We start from the raw sequence: 18,751 nt of genomic DNA, 5'->3' as shown, positions 1-18,751 counted from the left end.
TATCAGGGACATTCCGGGAAGCCACAGGGGACGATGGCGCGCAACGCAGCCGACAAAGCCAGCGCCCCTGTGGCGACCTGGAGTCAGACGTCGGCGAGGGTCGAGACCAGGATCGCCTTGATGGTGTGCATGCGGTTTTCCGCCTGCTCGAAGGCGATGCAGGCCGGGGACTCGAACACGTCGTCGGTCACCTCGATGCCGTTGGCCAGTTGCGGATACTGCTCGGCGATCTGCTTGCCGACCTTGGTATCGCTGTTGTGGAAGGCCGGCAGGCAGTGCATGAACTTGGTCCGCGCGGTGCCGGAGGCCTTCATCATCTCGGCGTTGACCTGATAGGGCAGCAGCTGCTTGATGCGCTCGCCCCAGGCTTCCACCGGCTCGCCCATGGAGACCCAGACGTCGGTGTGGATGAAGTCGACGCCCTTGACCGCCGCCTTGGGGTCTTCGGTGATGGTGATGCGCGCGCCGCTTTCCTCGGCGAATTGCTTGCACTGGGCGATGAAGTCGTCCTCCGGCCACAGCGCCTTGGGTGCGGCGATGCGCACGTCCATGCCCAGCTTGGCGCCGATCAGCAGCAGCGAGTTGCCCATGTTGTTGCGGGCATCGCCCAGGTAGGCGTAGCTGATGTCGTGCAGCGGCTTGTCGCTGTGCTCGCGCATGGTCAGCACGTCGGCGAGCATCTGGGTGGGGTGGTATTCGTCGGTCAGGCCGTTGAACACCGGGACGCCGGCGAACTTGGCCAGCTCTTCGACGATCTCCTGCTTGAAGCCGCGGTACTCGATGGCGTCGTACATGCGCCCGAGCACGCGGGCGGTGTCCTTCATGGTCTCCTTGTGGCCGATCTGCGAGGAGTTGGGGTCGATGTAGGTGACGTTGGCGCCCTGGTCGTAGGCGGCGACCTCGAAGGCGCAGCGGGTGCGGGTGGAGGTCTTCTCGAAGATCAGCGCGATGTTCTTGCGTTTCAGGTGCTGCTGTTCGGTGCCGGTGTACTTGGCGCGCTTCAGGTCGCGGGAGAGGTCCAGCAGGTAGCGCAGCTCGCGGGTGCTGTGGTGCATCAGGCTGAGCAGGTTGCGGTTGTGCATGTTGAAAGCCATGGTCTTTCTCCTTTTGGGCAGGTCGGAATCCAGGCCCCGTCAGAACAGCTCGTGGCTGGCGGGGCGGGCGGCCGCGGGTGGCGGCCGCCGGGGTTCGGCTTTTTGCTATCAGTAGTCGATCGGGTCGCGCAGGATCGGGCAGGTCATGCAGTGGCCACCGCCACGGCCGCGGCCGAGTTCGCTGGCGCTGATGGTCACCACCTCGACACCGGCCTTGCGCAGCTGGGTGTTGGTGTAGGTGTTGCGGTCATAGCCGACCACCACGCCGGGCTCCAGGCAGACGACGTTGTTGCCGTCGTCCCACTGCTCACGCTCGGCCTCGAAGCTGTCGCCGCCGGTCTGCACCACGCGCAGCTGCTTGAGCCCGAGGGACTCGGCGACCACGTCGATGAAGCTCTTCTCCTCGCGACGGATGTCGATGCCGTAGGGGCGGCTTTCGTCCGGGCGCAGGATGAAGGGGACGATCTCCTTGACCACTTCCGGGAAGACCGTGACCAGGTCGCGGTCGCAGAAGGTGAAGACGGTGTCCAGGTGCATGGCCGCGCGGGACTTCGGCAGGCCGGCGACCACCACCTTCTGTGCCGCGCCCTTGGCGAACAGCGACTGGGCCAACTGGCCGATGGCCTGGCGCGAGGTGCGCTCGCCCATGCCGATGAGCACCACGCCATTGCCGATGGGCATCACGTCGCCGCCTTCGAGGGTGGCGCTGCCGTGGTCCTGGTCGGGGTCGCCGTACCAGACTTCGAACTCGGCGTTGGTGAACTCGGGGTGGAACTTGTAGATGGCGGTGGTGAGCAGGGTTTCCTGGCGTCGCGCCGGCCAGTACATCGGGTTGAGCGTCACCCCGCCGTAGATCCAGCAGGTGGTGTCGCGGGTGAACTGGGTGTTGGGCAGCGGCGGCAGGATGAAGCTGGAGTGGCCCAGGTAGTCGCGGTACATCTTGACCGCGCTGACGCCCTCGCTGTCCGGCAGGTCGGAGCCTGCGACCCCGCCGATGAGGAACTCGGCGAGTTTGCGTGGCTCAAGACCCTCGAGCCAGGAGCGCACTTCGTTGGTCAGGCCGATGCCGACCTGGTTGGCGGTGATCTTGCGGTCGAGGATCCATTTCAGGGCCTCGGGGTTCTGCACGATGTCGGTGAGCAGGTTGTGCATCTCCATCACCTCGACGCCGCGCTCGCGCATCTTGGTGACGAAGTCGAAGTGGTCGCGCTTGGCCTGGTTGACCCAGATGACGTCATCGAACAGCAGCTCGTCGCAGTTGTTGGGGGTCAGGCGCATATGGGCCAGACCAGGCGAGCAGACCATCACCTTATGCAGTTTGCCGGCTTCGGAATGAACGCCGAGTTTGACTTTGGACATGGCAGGTCTCCTTACGAGTTACAGAGTCAGGAAGCCGTCGTAGAGGCCGTAGGCCGCCACGAGCGCGCCGATGACCACGGCGGCGAAGATCAGCTTCTCAACGTTGGTGAAGATGGGTTGGCCGAGCTCGTGCTTGGCCTTGGCGAAGAGGATCGCGCCAGGGGCGTAGAGCAGGGCCGAGAGCAGCAGGTACTTCACGCCGCCGGCGTAGAGCAGCCACACGGCGTAGACCAGGGCGACGGCGGCGATGGCCAGGTCCTTGTTGCGGTCGCGGCCGTCCGTCTCGTAGGTCTCGCCACGGATCGGCAGCAGCAGGGCGTAGGCGGCGGACCAGAAGTAGGGCACCAGGATCATCGAGGTCGCCAGGTAGATCAGCGACAGGTAGGTGCTGGCGCTGAACAGCGTGACGATGAGGAACAGCTGGACCATGGCGTTGGTCAGCCACAGGGCGTTGGCCGGCACATGGTTGGCGTTCTCGCGACGGAGGAACTCCGGCATCGTGTGGTCCTTGGCGGCGGCGAAGAGGATCTCCGCGCACAGCAGCACCCAGGACAGCAGGGCACCGACCAGGGAGATGATCAGGCCGACGCTGATCAGCACCGCGCCCCAGTGGCCGACCACGTGCTCCAGCACCGCCGCCATGGACGGGTTCTGCAGCTTGGCCAGTTCAGGCTGGGTCATGATGCCGAGCGACAGCACGTTCACCAGCACCAGCAACAGCAGCACGGTGACGAAGCCGATGATGGTGGCCTTGCCGACATCGCTGCGCTTCTCGGCGCGGGCGGAGAAGATGCTCGCGCCCTCGATGCCGATGAACACCCAGACGGTGACCAGCATCATGTTGCGCACCTGGTTCATCACGCTGCCGAGCTCGGGGTTCATCGAGCCCCAGATGTCGGCGGTGAAGATGTCCAGCTTGAAGGCGAACAGGCAGATGAGGATGAACAGGAACAGCGGCACGATCTTGGCGACCGTGGTCACCAGGTTGATGAAGGCTGCCTCCTTGATCCCGCGCAGCACCAGGAAATGCACGGCCCAGAGCACCACCGAGGCACCGATGATGGCCGCCGGGGTGTTGCCCTCGCCGAAGATCGGGAAGAAGTAGCCGAGGGTGCTGAACAGCAGGACGAAGTAGCCGACGTTGCCCAGCCAGGCGCTGATCCAGTAGCCCCAGGCCGAGGAGAAACCCATGTAGTCGCCGAAGCCGGCCTTGGCATAGGCGTACACGCCGCCGTCGAGATCGGGCTTGCGATTGGCCAGGGTCTGGAAGACGAAGGCCAGGGTCAGCATGCCGACGGCGGTGATGCCCCAGCCGATGAGGATGGCGCCGACATCGGCACTGGCTGCCATGTTCTGCGGCAGCGAGAAGATACCGCCGCCGACCATGGAGCCAACTACCAGCGCCACCAAAGCGCCTAGTCGGAGTTTTTGGGTGGAGTCTGACATCTTGCACCTCCAGTAGGAGTAGGAACTGTGCTTAGTTGGCTCTTCCTTTCGGGGAAGAGTTATGACGTAGGTCAATAGCTAGCTATCAATCCGCGCGGGACAATTTCCTTACAGATTTCGGAGGGGGCGTGGCGGCTTCGGAGGCATGCTCGGAATGAGCAGAATAGGGGGTCGGCAAGCCATCCCAGGCGGCGCCCAGTTCAAACTAGTTGGTTTTTGTGACAGTTCAAGCTGTAAGAATTTGTTGTAAGAAACATGGCCAAATGCCATTTGCTTATATTGGAATTATTCAAGTTTCACTTGATTTCGAATGGATATAAGCCAACTAACTTGGAAGTTTCCTACATCAACTTTCCATAAGGTGGATGGAGCACGTTTCGACCTGGGCACCTGGCCGTCAGACGGGCCAGGGCAGGGCCCTGCCCTGGCTGTCTGGTCGACATGGAATACCAGCTCCGGCAGCGTGATCGCGAAACCTACGTGCACGTCGACCTGCGAGGTGAGGTGACCGGGCGCGGTCTCCATGAACGCTTCGCGTTGCATGGCGATGTCGCCTACAACGTGCTGCAGAGCGCCTGCCGGCGCCTGCGACGGCATGGATTTGCGGATCACTGCGGGCATGCGTGGGATTACGAGCGGGTCTTCGCCGACCTGCGCAGGCAATTGCACGCTGCGCCGGGAATGCCGGTGGACCTCGCGCGCTTTCTTCTCGACAGGTCGCTTTGACCGGGTAGATACGACGAACCCGGCGCGAGGGCCGGGTTCGACGTGGAAGACGACGGGCTGATGGTCCGCCGCCTGCCGCCAGGGCCGGGGAGGACCGAGGCTGCGCTGGGGAAAGAAACCCGGTGGCGGCTTGTGGCCGCTGCGGGCAGGCATCCCGGGGAGGCGGGATGCCCTGGTTCAATGCCTTGGCATTGAGATGCGGTGTACGGAGCAAGGCCTGTGCCAGTGCCGGTGGGCGCCGGGATTGCTGGCTTCGGCCCGGGGAGCGGCTCCGATCTGAGCGGAAGTCCGCCTATCAGTCCTGCTCGTCGGCGGGATTTCCGCCACCGAAGCTGAGGTTGTGCTTGCGCAGCTTGTCCGACAGCGTCTTGCGCGGCAGGCCCAGGGCCTCGGCGAGACTGCGCATGGAGTTGTGCGGGTTGGCCAGCTCCGCGAGGATCAGTGCCCGCTCGAAGGCTTCCACCTGCTCGCTCAGGCCGCCGCTGCTGCTGGGCAGTTCCGGCGCACCGTTGTCCAGGGCCAGGTCGAGGCCGAGGGCGAAGCGCTCGCTGGCGTTCTGCAGTTCGCGCACGTTGCCGGGCCAATCGTGGGTCAGCAGCAGGGCACGCTGCGAGCTGTCCAGCGTGCGCGGCTGGCTGCCGTGGCGCGCGGCGGCGGCTTCGGCGAAGTGCTGGAACAGCAGGAGGATGTCCTCGCCGCGTTCACGCAGCGGCGGGATGCGCAGGCTGGCGACGTTGAGGCGGTAGTAGAGGTCGGCACGGAAGCGGCCCTGGTCGGCGGCCTGGCGCAGGTCTTCCTTGGTGGCGGCGATGACGCGGATATCCAGCGGGATCAGCTGGTTGGCACCGAGCCGTTCGACCACGCGCTCCTGCAACAGGCGCAGCAGCTTGACCTGCACGTCGGGGCTCATGCTCTCGATCTCGTCGAGGAATACGGTGCCGCCGTTGGCGTACTCGAACTTGCCGATGCGGCGCTTCTGCGCGCCGGTGAAGGCGCCCTGTTCGTGGCCGAAGAGCTCGCTCTCCACCACCGACTCCGCCAGGGCGCCGGCGTTGATGGCGACGAAGGGGCCGTCGCGGCGCGCGGACAGGTCGTGCAGCGCGCGGGCCACCACCTCCTTGCCGGCGCCGGTCTCGCCGAGGATCAGCACGTCGGCGCTGGTGCCGGCGAGGGCTCCGATCTGCTCGCGCAGGCGCTGGGCAGCGGTCGACTGGCCCACCAGGCGGCCGCTGAGCTGCTGGCGGTCGGAGAGGGCCAGGCGCAGGCTGCGGTTCTCCAGCACCAGGCGGCGCAGGTCGAGGGCGCGGCGCACGCTGTCGAGCAGGTCTTCGCTGGCGAAGGGCTTCTCCAGGAAGTCATAGGCACCGGCGCGCATGGCCTGCACGGCCAGGGGTACGTCGCCGTGGCCGGTGATCAGCAGCACGGGCAGCTGGGGGTCGCGTTCGTGAAGCTGGCGCAGCAGTTCGAGGCCGTCGACACCGGGCATGCGGATGTCGCTGACCACCACGCCCGGCCAGTCGGCGGGCAGGTTCGCGGCCAGGCCCTTGGCGTCGCCCAGGGTGGCGACCTTGAGGCCGGCGAGGTCGAGGGTCTGGCTCAGGGCCTGGCGCAGGTGCGGGTCGTCATCGACCAGCAGGACCTGGGTGCCGGCTTCGAGTGGCTGGGTCATGCGGAATGGTCCTCGGGTGAGAGGGGGTTGGCGCCGGGGATGGCCGAGCGCAGGTGCAGGGTCAGCAGGGCGCCGCCTTCGGGGTGGTTGGCCAGCAGCAGTTCGCCGCCGAGGGCACGGATCAGGCTGTCGCAGATGGCCAGGCCGAGGCCCAGGCCCTGGGCACTGGTTTTGGTGGTGAAGAAGGGCTCGCGCGCGCGCTGCAGGGCTTCGCGGCTGAAGCCCGGGCCGTTGTCGCGCAGGGTCAGGGTCACGCCTTCGGCATGGGCTTCGGCGCTGAGCCAGATACGCCGGGGCTGCGGCTTCTCGCCCAGGGCGTCGAGGGCGTTGGCCAGCAGGTTGCCGAGCACCTGGCGCAGGCGGGTTTCACCGGCCTGGACCCAGAGCTGGGCCTCGGGCATGTCGCGGATCAGTTCCACCTCCATCGCCCGGCGACGCTTGGCCAGCAGCGCCAGGGCATCGTCGAGCGCCGGTTGCAGGGCGACGTTCTCCGGTGCGTGGCGGTCGCGCCGGGCGAAGGCGCGCAGGTGGGCGATGATCGAGGCCATGCGTCCGGTCAGCTCGCTGATCTGCCGCAGGTTGCCGCGGGCATCGTCATAGCGCCCGTGGTCCAGCAGCACGCCGGCGTTGTCGGCGTAGCTGCGGATGGCGGCCAGCGGCTGGTTGAGTTCGTGGCTGATGCTCGCGGACATGGTGCCGAGGGCGGAGAGCTTGCCGGCCTGCACCACTTCGTCCTGAGCGCGCACCAGCTCCTGCTGGGCCTGTTCGCGCTCCAGCACCTCGACCTTGAGTCGGCTGTTGAGGGCTTCGAGGTCCTGGGTGCGCTCCTGCACGCGCTGCTCCAGTTCGCGGCGGGCACGGGTGTCCAGGGCGATGCGGTCGAGGTAGTGGCGGCGGCGCTGCATCATCAGGCCGAGCAGCAGCAGCAGGGCGAGCAGGGTGGCGGCGGCGATGGCGTCGGTGGTACGCACCTGGCGGTCGACCAGGACCTGCGGCGCGAGGATGCTCACCGTCCAGCCGGTTTCACGGAGCTCGCGGCTCTGGGTGATCCACTCGCCGGGGCGCAGGCGGATGGGCTCGGGGGACTGGGTCGGGTAGGGCTGGTTGGCGGCGATGGCTGCGCGTTCGGCGTTGTCCAGCTCACGGGTGGCATGGAAGCGCCACTGCGGGCGCGAGGTGATGATCGCGACGCCGTTGGAGTCCGTCACCAGCAGCTGTTCCGGGGTATTGCCCCAGAGCGATTCGGCATCGTCCAGATCGACCTTGACGACCAGTATGCCGATCACCGCCTGGCCCTCGCGCACGGGACTTGCGTAGAAGTAACCGCGCTTGCCGGAGGTGGTGCCGAGGCCGAAGAAGCGCCCCTGACGGCCCTGCAGCGCCTCGCGGTAATAGGGACGGAAGGCGAAGTCGCGGCCGATGAAGCTGTCCGCCTTGTCCCAGTTGGAGGAACTGAGGGTGATGCCCTGGGGATTCATCAGGTAGATGACGTCGGCACCGGTCTCCTCGCGCACCTCGCTCAGCAACCGGTTGGCGGCTTCCAGGCGCGTCGGGTCGTGCGGCTCGGCCAGCTGGCTGCGCAGGGCGGGCAGGTCGGCGAGGATCGGCGGCAGTACTTCGAAGCGACGCAGGGTGCCCAGCAGGTTGGCGACGTAGAGGTCGAGGGTCTGCCGGTTCTGCTCGGCAAGGGCCTGGTTGTAGTAGCGCTCGGCCAGGTGGTGGGCCGGCCACAGCAAGGGCGCCAGGACCAGGGCCAGCAGGACGAGGCTGCGCCAGCGGGGGCGATAGGGGAGGGCGTTGGCGGTCATGGGTGTCGGAATGCGCCGGGGATGCGGCGCATTATGACACCGGCGGACTCAGCGAGGGTGACGCAGGCACTCGTCCAGGCCCTGGCGCCAGTCGGGCAGGGCGACGTCCCAGTCGCGCAGCAGCTTGCTGCCGTCCATCCGCGAGTTGAGTGGCCGCTGGGCCGGCGTCGGGTAGGCGCTGCTGGGGATGGGCTCCAGGCGGGCGCTGGGCTTGTCCTCGGCCTTGAGCGCGTCGGCGATGGCGCTGGCGAAGCCGAACCAGGAGGTCTCGCCGCCGGCGCTGAAGTGATAGGTGCCCCAGGCCTGGCGGCCGTCCTGCCAGCGCTGGATCAGCGTGGCGGTAGCGGCGGCGATGTGGCCGGCCCAGGTGGGTGCGCCGATCTGGTCGTCCACCACGCGCAGGTGTTCGCGCTCCTGCAGCAGGCGCTGCATGGTGAGCAGGAAGTTGCGCCCGTGCAGGGAGTAGACCCAACTGGTGCGCAGGATCAGGTGCGCACCGCCCACCGCGCGGATCGCCTCTTCCCCGGCCAGCTTGCTGCGGCCGTAGACGCCCAGCGGGTTGGTTGGGTCGTCCTCGTCATAAGGGGCGGGCTTGCTGCCGTCGAAGACGTAGTCGGTGGAGTAGTGGATCAGCGGCGCGCCCAGGGCGGCGGCTTCTTCGGCCAGCACGCCGGGGGCGCTGGCATTCAGGGCGAAGGCGGCCTGGGGCTCGCTCTCGGCCTGGTCCACGGCGGTGTGGGCGGCGGCGTTGATGATCAGGTCGGGGCGCTCGGCGCGGACCCGCTGGCGGATGGCCTCGCTGTCGGCAAGATCGAGGCGGTCGCGGCCCAGGACCAGCAGTTCGGCCCGGTCGGCGAGAGCCAGTTGCAGTTCGCGGGCGACCTGGCCGTTGTGGCCGGTGATGAGGATCTTCATGGGAATACGTCGGCCTCTGCGAGGCTCAGGCCGGCCTGGTCCTTGGCGGAGAGCTGGGGCGCTTCGCTCAGTTGCCAGTCGATGGCCAGCGTCGGGTCGTCCCAGCGGATGCAGCGCTCGTGGGCCGGGGCGTAGTAGTCGGTGGTCTTGTAGAGGAACTCCGCGAACTCGCTGAGCACCACGAAGCCGTGGGCGAAGCCTTCCGGGATCCAGAGCTGGCGCTTGTTCTCGGCAGACAGGTGCACGGAGACCCAGCGGCCAAAGTTCGGCGAGCTGCGGCGCACGTCGACAGCGACGTCGAGCACCTCGCCGGCTGTGACCCGCACCAGCTTGCCCTGGGCCTGTTGCAGCTGGTAGTGCAGGCCCCGCAGCACGCCCTTCTGCGAGCGCGAGTGGTTGTCCTGGACGAACTCCCGCTTGAGGCCGGTGGCCTCTTCGAAGGCCCGGGCGTTGAAGCTCTCGAAGAAGAAGCCGCGCTCGTCGCCGAAGACGCGGGGTTCGAGGATCAGCATCTCCGGCAGTTCGGTGGCGATGGCCTTCATGCCAGTTCCCCTGCCAGCTTGTAGAGGTATTGGCCGTAGCCGGTCTTGCCGAAGGCCTTGGCGCGTTCCAGCAGCAGCGTCTTGTCGATCCAACCGTTCTGGAAGGCGATCTCTTCCAGGCAGGCGACCTTGAGGCCCTGGCGGTGCTCGATGGTCTGCACGTACTGGGAGGCTTCGAGCAGGCTGTCATGGGTGCCGGTGTCGAGCCAGGCGAAGCCGCGGCCGAGCTTCTCGACACGCAGGTCACCACGTTGCAGGTAGGCGTTGTTGACGTCGGTGATTTCCAGCTCGCCGCGGGGGGAGGGCTTAACCGCCTTGGCGATGTCGATGACGTCGTTGTCGTAGAAGTACAGTCCGGTGACGGCGTAGCTGGACTTGGGCTTGGCGGGTTTTTCCTCGATGGATATGGCCTGGCCCTGGGCATCGAACTCGATGACGCCGAAGCGCTCCGGGTCGTTGACCCAGTAGCCGAACACGGTCGCGCCTTTGCTGCCTTCGGCCGCGCGCTTGAGCTTTTCGGTGAAGTGCTGGCCGTGGAAGATGTTGTCGCCGAGGATCAGGCAGACCGGGTCTCCGCCGATGAATTCCTCGCCGATCAGGAAGGCCTGGGCGAGGCCATCCGGTGAAGGCTGCTCGGCGTAGCTTAGGCGCACGCCGAACTGGCTGCCGTCACCCAGCAGGTTGCGGTACTGGGGCAGGTCCTGGGGGGTTGAGATGATCAGGATCTCGCGGATGCCGGCGAGCATCAGCACGGAGATGGGGTAGTAGATCATCGGCTTGTCGTAGATCGGCAGCAGCTGCTTGGACACGCCGAGGGTGATGGGGTGCAGGCGGGTGCCGGAGCCCCCGGCGAGGATGATGCCTTTCATGCTTGGGCTCCCAGGCGTTCGCGTTGGTAGCTGCCGTCCTGTACGCGGCGGCACCACTCCAGGTTGTCGAGGTACCACTGCACCGTCTTGCGCAGGCCGGTCTCGAAGGTTTCTTGAGGCCTCCAGCCCAGCTCGCGTTCGATCTTGCCGGCGTCGATGGCGTAGCGCAGGTCGTGCCCCGGGCGGTCTTTCACATGGGTGATCAGCTCCTCGAAGCGGGAGACGCCCTGGGGCTTGGCGGGTGCGAGCTCTTCCAGCAGCGCACAGATGCCGCGCACCACATCGATGTTCTTCTGCTCGTTATGGCCGCCGACGTTGTAGGTCTCGCCGACCACTCCACGGGTGACGACTTCGACCAGGGCGCGGGCGTGGTCCTCGACGAACAGCCAGTCGCGCACCTGCAGGCCGTCGCCATAGACCGGCAGCGGCTTGCCTTCGAGGGCATTGAGGATCATCAGCGGGATCAGCTTCTCGGGGAAGTGATAGGGGCCGTAGTTGTTGGAGCAGTTGGTCAGCAGCACCGGCAGGCCGTAGGTGCGGTTCCAGGCGCGGACGAGGTGATCGGACGCCGCCTTGCTCGCCGAGTAGGGCGAGCTGGGCGCATAGGGCGTGGTCTCGGTGAACAGGTCGTCCACGCCATGCAGGTCGCCATACACCTCGTCGGTGGAGATGTGATGGAAGCGGAAGGCGGCCTTGCGCTCGGCATCCAGTCCGGACCAGTAAGCGCGGGTGCTTTCCAGCAGCGCATAGGTACCGACGATGTTGGTCTGGATGAATTCGGCCGGGCCGTCGATGGAGCGGTCGACATGGGACTCGGCCGCCAGGTGCATGATGGCGTCGGGCTGGAAGCGCTGCAGGGCGGCGCCTACGACGGCGCTGTCGGCGATATCGGCCTTGAGGAACTGGTAGCGGGGGTTGTCCGCGACGCTGGTCAGGGACTCGAGGTTGCCGGCATAGGTCAGCTTGTCGAGGTTGAGGACTTCGTGATCGGTGTGGACCAGCAGATGCCGGACGAGTGCGGAGCCAATGAAGCCGGCTCCGCCGGTGATGAGGATGCGCATGTTCGAATCCGGAAAAATGAAACGATTATATCCAGCGTGGCGGTGGACTCTCCAGGGTTCATCCAACGCATGCACGGTAATTCAGATCAGTCGGCTTTTCTCATAGAAATCGAAGGCTTCCTGCATGTAGCGGCTATTGCCCAGGTTGAAGCCGAGTCCTGAATCGGAAGTTCTGGCCGCTCGCTTCAGCAGCTCGAAGAAGAGCGCGGCGACAACCGGAAAACCCGACAGCAGTTCGATGTTCCGGGTGAGGAATATATCCAGTGCATCGTCCGTGGACAGCTGGAAGGTCTTCATGCCCCCCCAATAAAGCAACTGATGGGTAGTGACACACTCTGCAGCGGGTCTGCTCTGGCTGACAAAAAGGCAACTCCTGGTCTGCTGCATCTTTTCCGCCGTCAGGAAGTTCGATGCCGCGAGGGCGGCCAGTCGCTGCTCCTGGGGGCCATAGTCGGCGAGTGTGTCCAGTATCGACCAGAGGTAACGGGCGTCCAGAAAGCCCAGCAGAACACTTAGATAGCGCTCTGTGAATGCCGTGAAGGCAGCCAGGTCGCTATCCTTCGCCTCATAGTCGATGCCGCTGAAGCGCCCTCGCCAGCCCTGGCCGCGCTTGCCCCTGCGCAACCGGATCATCAAGCTCTTGTAGGCCTCCAGATCAGAGCCCTTGGCAAGGATCTGCTCGGTGCTGGCGCGCAGATACTGCGGGTCGTCCCTGGGTAGCAGTTCGAAGTGGATGAAGGTGTTCAGCAGTGCTGTGTGGTCGCCGTAGAGCCGGAGGAACTCTCGCTGGCCATCGGTGGTTCTGAGTACCACCTTGTAGATGTTCCCGGGGGCTATGCCGTATTCGGCGGCGTGGAATGCGAACCCGCAGTGCCCCGTTTCGTGCAGGCGTGCCGCGAGTACGTCGGGCCTGTTCAAGGTGCAAGGTACGGCCCCGAGGAACTGGTCATGGTGATGGAGTTCAGCCCTGACCGGCTGCGCACAGGACGCCCAGCCAGAAAGCGCCGGGGTCCTCAGATTGATGTCGACCGAGCACCTGAACGTCATATCAGGCCCCTGTAGAACGCTGCTCGTCGCCAACCCGAAAGTGCCTGTCCGCCGAACGGCCGGCCATACATGGTGCGCCGGAAATGCTCGCGCTGATTGGGGTCGAGGCTATTGGCCAGGTTCTCGATGTCTCGTGGGTTGAAGATGCCGCGGTAGAGACCATCCATCTTGATCAGCGGAAGGCCCATCGCATGGAGGAAGGCATTGTTCTGGTGAATTTGCGAGCCCACCGAGAAGCAATCGAGGAAGCCTGCAAGGAGTTCGGCCCTCACCTCCTGCTGGATGCGTGCCCTATCCTCGCTTTCATTGCTGAGTGAATTGCAGAGTGCCTCCACGAACTGCGTCACGGTGCCTGAGAAGAATACGTCGACGCTCTTCATGTCCGTCAGTCGGGTGGTGGCGGGGGTGGTGCTCAGGAGTTGGGTGGTGTTGTACAGATACCTGGATGTGATCCGTACTGCGGCATCCCCAAGGGAGAAGGTCCTCCAGGACACCAGTTTGGAGTTGCGGGTCAGCTCGACCATCTTCTCGAGCAATCCATCGTCGTCCCGCAGCGCATGGGCGGCTCGCGTCGTGTCGTACAGGGCCCGAAAATGCTCCGCTGAGCGAGCGGCCTTGCGCAGGTGGCGTGACAGGGCCATTTCGCCACGCTTGATCACGAGAGGTCGTACGTCGCTGCAGCGGTATCGCTTCCAGAACCCTCGTATGCCTTTGCTTCTCAGCACTTCGCCGCTCATGGCGATGCAGAACGAGCCGAGGTGGTGCTCGATCTCATGGTTCTCGGTCGCACCCAGGACATCGCAACTCGACTCGAACATTTCCTGCAGGAAGCTTTTGCAGTGCTTGGTGCTGAAATAGATGCTGTCATTGACCATCAGCAGCCTTGGGCAGCTGTCGGCCATGGCGGACTCATAGAGAAACTCGAAGCCGGTCTTGTAGCTGCCGAAATCGCGACCGAAGTTGCGCCGTTCAATGTAGCAATCGATCAGATGCCGGTAATCCTTGGGGCTATCCAGTTTCAGGGTGTTGACGCAGAGCGTGTAGATACCCAACTCCTTGGCAGCTTCAAGAAGTTGGATGACGTCGTCTCTCAACCGACCCTTCTCGTACAAGGCCAGCAGCATCAGCTTCTGGCCCTGGTAAGGGGCCGTGAAGATGCCCCGCTCTCTGGAGCCGAGATTGCCGACGCCATTCTTCAACGACTGGAGCCAGAGATAGAAGTACGCGGCCCGGTAGGTCGCCTCGGTTCTGATCCTTTTCAACATGGGAGTCTCATCATTCGTGGGGTTCGTACTGCAGAACGGCTCAGGTCTTGGGGGGCTTGCGTTCAAGGAGGGACTCGTAGAGGTCCAGAACCTGGGTCACCGAGGTGCCCTCGATGATCTGTCCGTCTTCGAGGATCACGCAGCGATCGCAGACCTTTTCCACCTGTACTCGGGAATGGGAAACCATGACTACCGTCTGGCCCAAGGCGATCTTTTGCATCATGGTGCGCTCGGCCTTGCGGCGGAATTGGGCATCACCAACGCTGAGGACTTCGTCCACGAGCAGAACGTCGGGATTGAGGATGGTGCTTATGGAAAAGCCCAACCTGGCTGCCATGCCCGTCGAATAGGTGCGCAGGGGCTCTTCGAAGTACCGGCCCAGCTCGGAGTACGTTTTGACCTCTTCCAGGCGCGCTTTCACCTCTGCCTGGGGATGGCCTAGCAGCATGCCGCCAAACAGGGCGTTGTCGCGTCCACTCAGGTTTCCGTCGAAGCCTGATTGCAAGGCGAGGAGAGCAACCGAGACTCCATGGTTAACCAGGGAGCCCCTATCCGGGCGAAGGGCTCCCGATAGTATTTTCAGCAAAGTGGACTTGCCCGAACCGTTGCGTCCGAGGATGCCAAGCGTCTCTCCAGCCGAAACCCTGAGGTTCACCGAGCGAAGTGGCTCGGCAAAGTCACCCTTCGTGCCTTTGAGACGGAAGCGTACGCCGACCTGATGAAGTGAAAGCACCGTACCCTTGCTCATTCCATACCCCGTCTGGCGAAGCGGTCGCGATAGCGGGTGAAAACGATCCCCGTGGCGATAAGCAGCAGCGTGGAGGCTATGAGCAGATAGAGAATGCCTGCCATGTCCATGCTGCCGTTCCCCAGCAGTGCCTGGCGATAGAGCGCGATGAGGTGCAGCAATGGATTGCAGGCTATTAGGTCGGCGAAGCGCCCGCTCAGGTTGCGTGGGTCGTAGACCACTCCGGAGAGGAACATCAGGAGCGTCAGCCCCGTGCCCACGAGGTTCGACAGGTCGCGGATGAAGGGAATGATGGCGGCCACCAGCAGGCCCACCGCGCAGGTGAACATGAGTTGCAGGGCGAGCAGCAACGGCAACATGAGCAGGCCGCTTCCGGTCTTCAAGTGCCCGGTAACCAGCAGCAGAACCAGTAGCAGGGCAAAGGCAGGCAATTGTTTGAGGCTGGTCTGGAGTATCCCAACCAGTGGGAAAAACGCCGGAGAGATGCCTGTGTTCAGTAACAGTGTCTGTCCCCCCAGGATGCTGTTGCTGCTGGCAGTGATCGCCTTGGCGAACCACATCCAGGGCAGCAATCCAGTAAGGAGGAACGTGCCGTAACCTTCACGCCCGGCATGCAGCAGGCTGCCGAAGAGGAAGTAATAGACCAGCAGGTGCAGCAGGGGCTCCACGACCACCCAAGCGAGGTTCAGTCGGGTACGGGATGATTCCGATTTCAGGTTCAGCAGGGCACGGGTCCATATCAGTTGCAGGAAGTGAACGCCGGGTTGCTGTTTCGAGGTGCTTATCGAGGGTGGAGGCTGGGTGCCGTATTCGGCCATCAGGCGATAGCGCCTGGCCTCGGAAAGATTTCCCAGGCGACGATGCAGAGAAGAGAGGCGCTCCAGCGCCTCAGGAGCATCCGGATTCATCAGGTGCTGCTCTTGCCAGCAGGCGACGGCTCGATGAACGTGCCCCGATTGCTCTGCCATTTCGGCGATAGCGGCCAGAGCACCTGACCGGTCCTGGTCTCGCTCCATCACCTCCTGGGTGAAGGCGTCGACCTGTTCCGGACTGCCTGCCTTCATCGCCCACTCGGCAGAGGCCAGCCAGGTGCGCAGATGATCGGGGAACATGCCACGTGCTTCCGCCAAGAGGCTTCCAGCCTTGCCTGGCTCACCTATGGCCATATGGCTCATGGCCCCCTGCAACCAGGGAGCGGGATGCCCGGCATAGTGCGTGCGAAAGACTTTCCAGAGGGCAGAGGCCTCTTTCCAGCGGCCCTCGGACATCAGCCGATTGCCTTCGGCGAAGGCTGTGGCCGGGGGGAGCCGAGGTGTGGCTGGAGTATCGACGATGCTGCAATTGCGGGTCATGGCAGCACCTCAGAAGCGTCGGCAGAGCAGGGCGAAGAGTATCCCCAGGTTGCCTAGCCGGGTCTGCCTGTGTATCCCGGCCGCCCGAAGCATCAGATAGCCCTTGATAGCGGACGAGCGTCGAGCCTTGCGGAATTGCATCAGCAACCGGCGGTTCTCATCGGTCAGAAGATGGGCGACTTCTCCGAGGTTACGAATGTTCGATTCGTTCCAGCACCGGAAGCGACCGTTCAGCACCATGGCGATCCGGACGGCTCGAGCACGCATGGAGGTATTGGCGCCTACGAGATTGGCTGAGTGCTGTCGGTAGCTGACCGTGGGATGGCAATCATAGATGACCTCGCCACCCGCCCCGCTCACCAGGAGATAGCTCCACCAGTCATGGGAGATGGGATTCAGTGCCTTGCCGGCTGCGCGCAGCACGTCCCGGGCTGCGCGGTTGAACACCATGGTGTTGCCTCCACCGATGTTCTGCACGAGCGCATTGGCGAAGCCCGGTGGTCTCTCGAACAGAGGGGAATGACCCAGTCGACTGCCGTCTTCGGCGATCAGGTAGGTCCGGCCGCAGTAAAGGGCGGGTATGGACGGGGGGATTGCTTTCAGGGATCGGAGCGCTACGGAAAGCTTGTCCGGGTGCCATCTGTCGTCCTGATCACACCAGGCGAAGTAGTCGCCATCGATGGACGTGTTATGCACCAGGGACAGGAAATTGCTTGCGAACCCGCGTTCCGGGCCTTTGAGGATGCAGAGCCGACTCTTGCCGATACGTTGCTGATACCTCGACAGAATTGAGCCTGTGGTGTCCGATGACGCGTCATCGGAGGCGAATATCTTCCAGTTCCGATGCTTCATGCCGATTATGGAGTCCAGCTGTTCGCCCAGGAAGCGCGAGCCCTGGAAGGTACAGAGGAGTATCGCCACTCTCGGCGAGGTACAGGCCAGACCCTGGACCGTGTGGTTTCGGCTTGCGGTATCCCGGGCCGCATATGTCTTGGGAGGTATTGTTGCGAGCATCCCTTCTCCTGCACCGGAGCGGGCCCCGGGTGGTTATTTACACAGGGCAGGGAGCATAAAGAGGATGACGTGCCGATGAACCAGGCTGATTCCCCGAGGGATTGGTGACTTCCTTCCTTCGGGTGAAGGAAAAATCCGAGCAAGGGTTTGCCAATTGGCGGACACAAAAAAGCCCCGCATCGCTGCGGGGCTTTTTTCATGTCTTGGTGCCGGCACCAGGAATCGAACCCGGGACCTACTGATTACAAGTCAGTTGCTCTACCAGCTGAGCTATACCGGCAAGGGGCGGCCATTATAGCGATTGGCTGGGCTGAGTAAACCACCTGATGGTGCTGCTCAGAATCAGAAGGCGTGTGCTTATGCACAAGTGTGAGGTTTTTGGCACGGGAGTACTCGCGATCTGTGATCTGGGTCGCGGAATGGCGTAACTGGCTGTTTTTCCGATGATTTATTTTTTGCTCAAAAAGCGATCAATTCTCAGCAGGCCTTGCCTGGGTGGGCGTTCGGGCAGTTGCTCATAAATCATCAACAAAGTTATCCACAGGTTCTGTGGGCAAATCGCTGCGCTCCGCGAGTAGCAGGAGGTTGCGGGGGGTGAGGCGGTGTTCGCAGAAGCGACCGGCCTGCACCCGGTAGCCGCGTTCCTGGAGGAACAGGGCGCGGTCGAGCAACAGCCAGACCTCCAGCGGGCGGCGGAAGAGGGCGCGCAGCAGTTCGAGGTTGCGCACCTGGGCCAGGCGTTCCCAGCCCTGGGCTTCCAGTCGATCCCAATCGCGTGAGGCGGGGGTGTCCAGGCCCTTCAATTCGGCGAGGTCGCGGCAGTAGCGCTCGAAGGATTTCTCCAGCCATCTCACCGGTAACGAGGGCGTGGGCAGGTAGTGGTCGATGCCGCGCTGTTCCCGCTGCAGCAGGTCGAAGGCCAGGCGCCTGGCCATGGACTGGTCGCGCTGGCGACGGACGCGGGCGCCGGCGGTGACGGTTTCGCTCTGCACCAGGCGCAGGTCGCGGCGGTCCGGTCGCAGGCTCGAGTCCTGCGCGGCGGCGGACAGGGGGCGGTACTGCGCCTCGTCGATGCGGTTGTAGCAGCAAGGGGCCACGGCCAGTTGTCCACAGCCCTGGTCGCTGGCCAGGTGCAGCAGGCGTACGTGCAGGTCGCCGCAGGCATGCAGGGCGATGGCGGTGTGTTCGGGGCGCAGCTGGTCGGCGGTGTTGCAGGCCATCACGTCCTGCAGGCGGTGCGACGCGTCGATCCCGAGCCGGTCGCTGAGTCGCTGGCCGTCTTCCACCAGCAGGGAGTCGAATTCCAGGCAGGTGAGCGCCGCATCAGGGTGGGCCAGGCTGCGCCCCAGGTGGCCCTTGCCGGCACACCAATCGAGCCAATGACGGGGCGCCCGGCTGAATCGCAGGCTGCCGGCGAAGGCCTGGATCTGCTGCCATTTGCGCCCGGGTACGTCGAGGCAGAGGGCGGGCGGCCACGTGCGCGCTGGGGCCGGGGCGAAGGCGCCGATCTCGGCCAGCTCGCGCGAGCGGCCGGCCAGCCCGGGGAAGGGCGCAGGGGCATCGGGCAGGTCCAGCAGACCGTGGCTGGCTTCCGCCTGTTCCAGGCTGCGGCTGCGAAGCCAGCGGGCGAGATCGGGCAGTTCGTCTTCCCAGCCCAGGTGCAGCTCGGTGAAGGGCTCCGGGTGCCACAACGGGTAGCCGTGGCTGAGGAACTCATCCAGCGCGGTGAAGCGTTCGAGCAGCAGGGGGCCCTGAAGGGGGGCGGGGCTTGGCATGGCGAGGGAGATGACGGCGATCGGGTGCGCAGTATAGCGCCGCCCCTCGTGACGAGGGGCG

At 64.4% G+C, this 18,751-nt stretch carries 15 protein-coding genes, 1 tRNA gene and 1 pseudogene; 1 reads left to right on the top strand and 16 read right to left on the bottom strand.

Translation table 11 applies throughout. The annotated features are described in order from the left end of the window. Window positions 1-83: 83 nt before the first annotated feature. The 3 genes from DMX10_RS09050 to arcD all read right to left on the bottom strand — a co-directional run bounded on the left by DMX10_RS09050 (window position 84) and on the right by arcD (window position 3,899). A complete protein-coding gene (locus DMX10_RS09050; protein WP_111260773.1) occupies window positions 84-1,094 on the bottom strand; it encodes an ornithine carbamoyltransferase in 1,011 nt (336 codons plus the stop codon). Window positions 1,095-1,202: 108 nt separating this feature from the next. Beyond that, window positions 1,203-2,453, bottom strand: a complete 1,251-nt coding sequence (gene arcA / locus DMX10_RS09045; RefSeq protein ID WP_111260772.1) for an arginine deiminase — start codon at window positions 2,451-2,453, stop codon at window positions 1,203-1,205. An 18-nt stretch (window positions 2,454-2,471) separates the two neighbouring features. After that, on the bottom strand, window positions 2,472-3,899 hold the full coding sequence (gene arcD, locus DMX10_RS09040; RefSeq protein WP_111260771.1) for an arginine-ornithine antiporter: 1,428 nt from the start codon (window positions 3,897-3,899) through the stop codon (window positions 2,472-2,474). 387 nt (window positions 3,900-4,286) lie between these two features. Between arcD and DMX10_RS09035 the strand changes: the two are divergent. After that, window positions 4,287-4,625: pseudogene (locus tag DMX10_RS09035) on the top strand (DUF5064 family protein); the annotation flags it as partial. Between the two features lie 295 nt (window positions 4,626-4,920). On the opposite strand, the gene DMX10_RS09030 reads toward DMX10_RS09035, so the two are convergent. The 13 genes from DMX10_RS09030 to DMX10_RS08970 all read right to left on the bottom strand — a co-directional run bounded on the left by DMX10_RS09030 (window position 4,921) and on the right by DMX10_RS08970 (window position 18,690). Further along, window positions 4,921-6,294: a sigma-54 dependent transcriptional regulator gene (locus DMX10_RS09030; protein ID WP_111260769.1), complete on the bottom strand. Its 1,374-nt coding sequence runs from the start codon at window positions 6,292-6,294 to the stop codon at window positions 4,921-4,923. Further along, complete coding sequence (locus DMX10_RS09025) at window positions 6,291-8,102, bottom strand: ATP-binding protein (RefSeq protein WP_111260768.1); 1,812 nt, start codon at window positions 8,100-8,102, stop codon at window positions 6,291-6,293. Before DMX10_RS09025 ends, DMX10_RS09030 begins: the two co-directional genes overlap by 4 nt. Before the next feature lie 48 nt (window positions 8,103-8,150). Next, window positions 8,151-9,017 carry a dTDP-4-dehydrorhamnose reductase gene (gene rfbD / locus DMX10_RS09020; RefSeq protein ID WP_111260767.1) on the bottom strand — a complete coding sequence of 289 codons (867 nt, stop codon included), beginning with the start codon at window positions 9,015-9,017 and terminating at the stop codon, window positions 8,151-8,153. Beyond that, window positions 9,014-9,559, bottom strand: a complete 546-nt coding sequence (gene rfbC, locus DMX10_RS09015) for a dTDP-4-dehydrorhamnose 3,5-epimerase (RefSeq protein ID WP_111260766.1) — start codon at window positions 9,557-9,559, stop codon at window positions 9,014-9,016. The genes rfbD and rfbC overlap by 4 nt, the downstream gene beginning before the upstream one ends. Next, on the bottom strand, window positions 9,556-10,428 hold the full coding sequence (gene rfbA / locus DMX10_RS09010; protein WP_111260765.1) for a glucose-1-phosphate thymidylyltransferase RfbA: 873 nt from the start codon (window positions 10,426-10,428) through the stop codon (window positions 9,556-9,558). The genes rfbC and rfbA overlap by 4 nt, the downstream gene beginning before the upstream one ends. Then, window positions 10,425-11,489 carry a dTDP-glucose 4,6-dehydratase gene (gene rfbB, locus DMX10_RS09005; protein WP_111260764.1) on the bottom strand — a complete coding sequence of 355 codons (1,065 nt, stop codon included), beginning with the start codon at window positions 11,487-11,489 and terminating at the stop codon, window positions 10,425-10,427. Before rfbB ends, rfbA begins: the two co-directional genes overlap by 4 nt. Before the next feature lie 81 nt (window positions 11,490-11,570). Beyond that, window positions 11,571-12,407 carry a hypothetical protein gene (locus DMX10_RS09000; protein WP_158545588.1) on the bottom strand — a complete coding sequence of 279 codons (837 nt, stop codon included), beginning with the start codon at window positions 12,405-12,407 and terminating at the stop codon, window positions 11,571-11,573. Window positions 12,408-12,532: 125 nt separating this feature from the next. Next, window positions 12,533-13,801: a rhamnan synthesis F family protein gene (locus tag DMX10_RS08995; RefSeq protein WP_111260762.1), complete on the bottom strand. Its 1,269-nt coding sequence runs from the start codon at window positions 13,799-13,801 to the stop codon at window positions 12,533-12,535. Window positions 13,802-13,841: 40 nt separating this feature from the next. Beyond that, a complete protein-coding gene (locus tag DMX10_RS08990; RefSeq protein WP_111260761.1) occupies window positions 13,842-14,549 on the bottom strand; it encodes an ABC transporter ATP-binding protein in 708 nt (235 codons plus the stop codon). Then, window positions 14,546-15,901: an ABC transporter permease gene (locus DMX10_RS08985; protein ID WP_111260760.1), complete on the bottom strand. Its 1,356-nt coding sequence runs from the start codon at window positions 15,899-15,901 to the stop codon at window positions 14,546-14,548. The genes DMX10_RS08990 and DMX10_RS08985 overlap by 4 nt, the downstream gene beginning before the upstream one ends. 9 nt (window positions 15,902-15,910) lie before the next feature. Beyond that, complete coding sequence (locus tag DMX10_RS08980) at window positions 15,911-16,915, bottom strand: glycosyltransferase family 2 protein (protein ID WP_111260759.1); 1,005 nt, start codon at window positions 16,913-16,915, stop codon at window positions 15,911-15,913. Window positions 16,916-17,119: 204 nt separating this feature from the next. Next, a tRNA-Thr gene (locus DMX10_RS08975) sits at window positions 17,120-17,195 on the bottom strand. Window positions 17,196-17,430: 235 nt separating this feature from the next. Further along, window positions 17,431-18,690 carry a methyltransferase gene (locus DMX10_RS08970; protein WP_111260758.1) on the bottom strand — a complete coding sequence of 420 codons (1,260 nt, stop codon included), beginning with the start codon at window positions 18,688-18,690 and terminating at the stop codon, window positions 17,431-17,433. Window positions 18,691-18,751: the final 61 nt, after the last annotated feature.

The organism is Pseudomonas sp. 57B-090624 (genome assembly GCF_003234055.1).
In the GTDB taxonomy this organism is placed as follows: domain Bacteria; phylum Pseudomonadota; class Gammaproteobacteria; order Pseudomonadales; family Pseudomonadaceae; genus Metapseudomonas; species Metapseudomonas tohonis.
The sequence above is the reverse complement of the archived record's forward strand: the minus strand, read 5'-3'. Positions and strand labels throughout refer to the sequence as shown.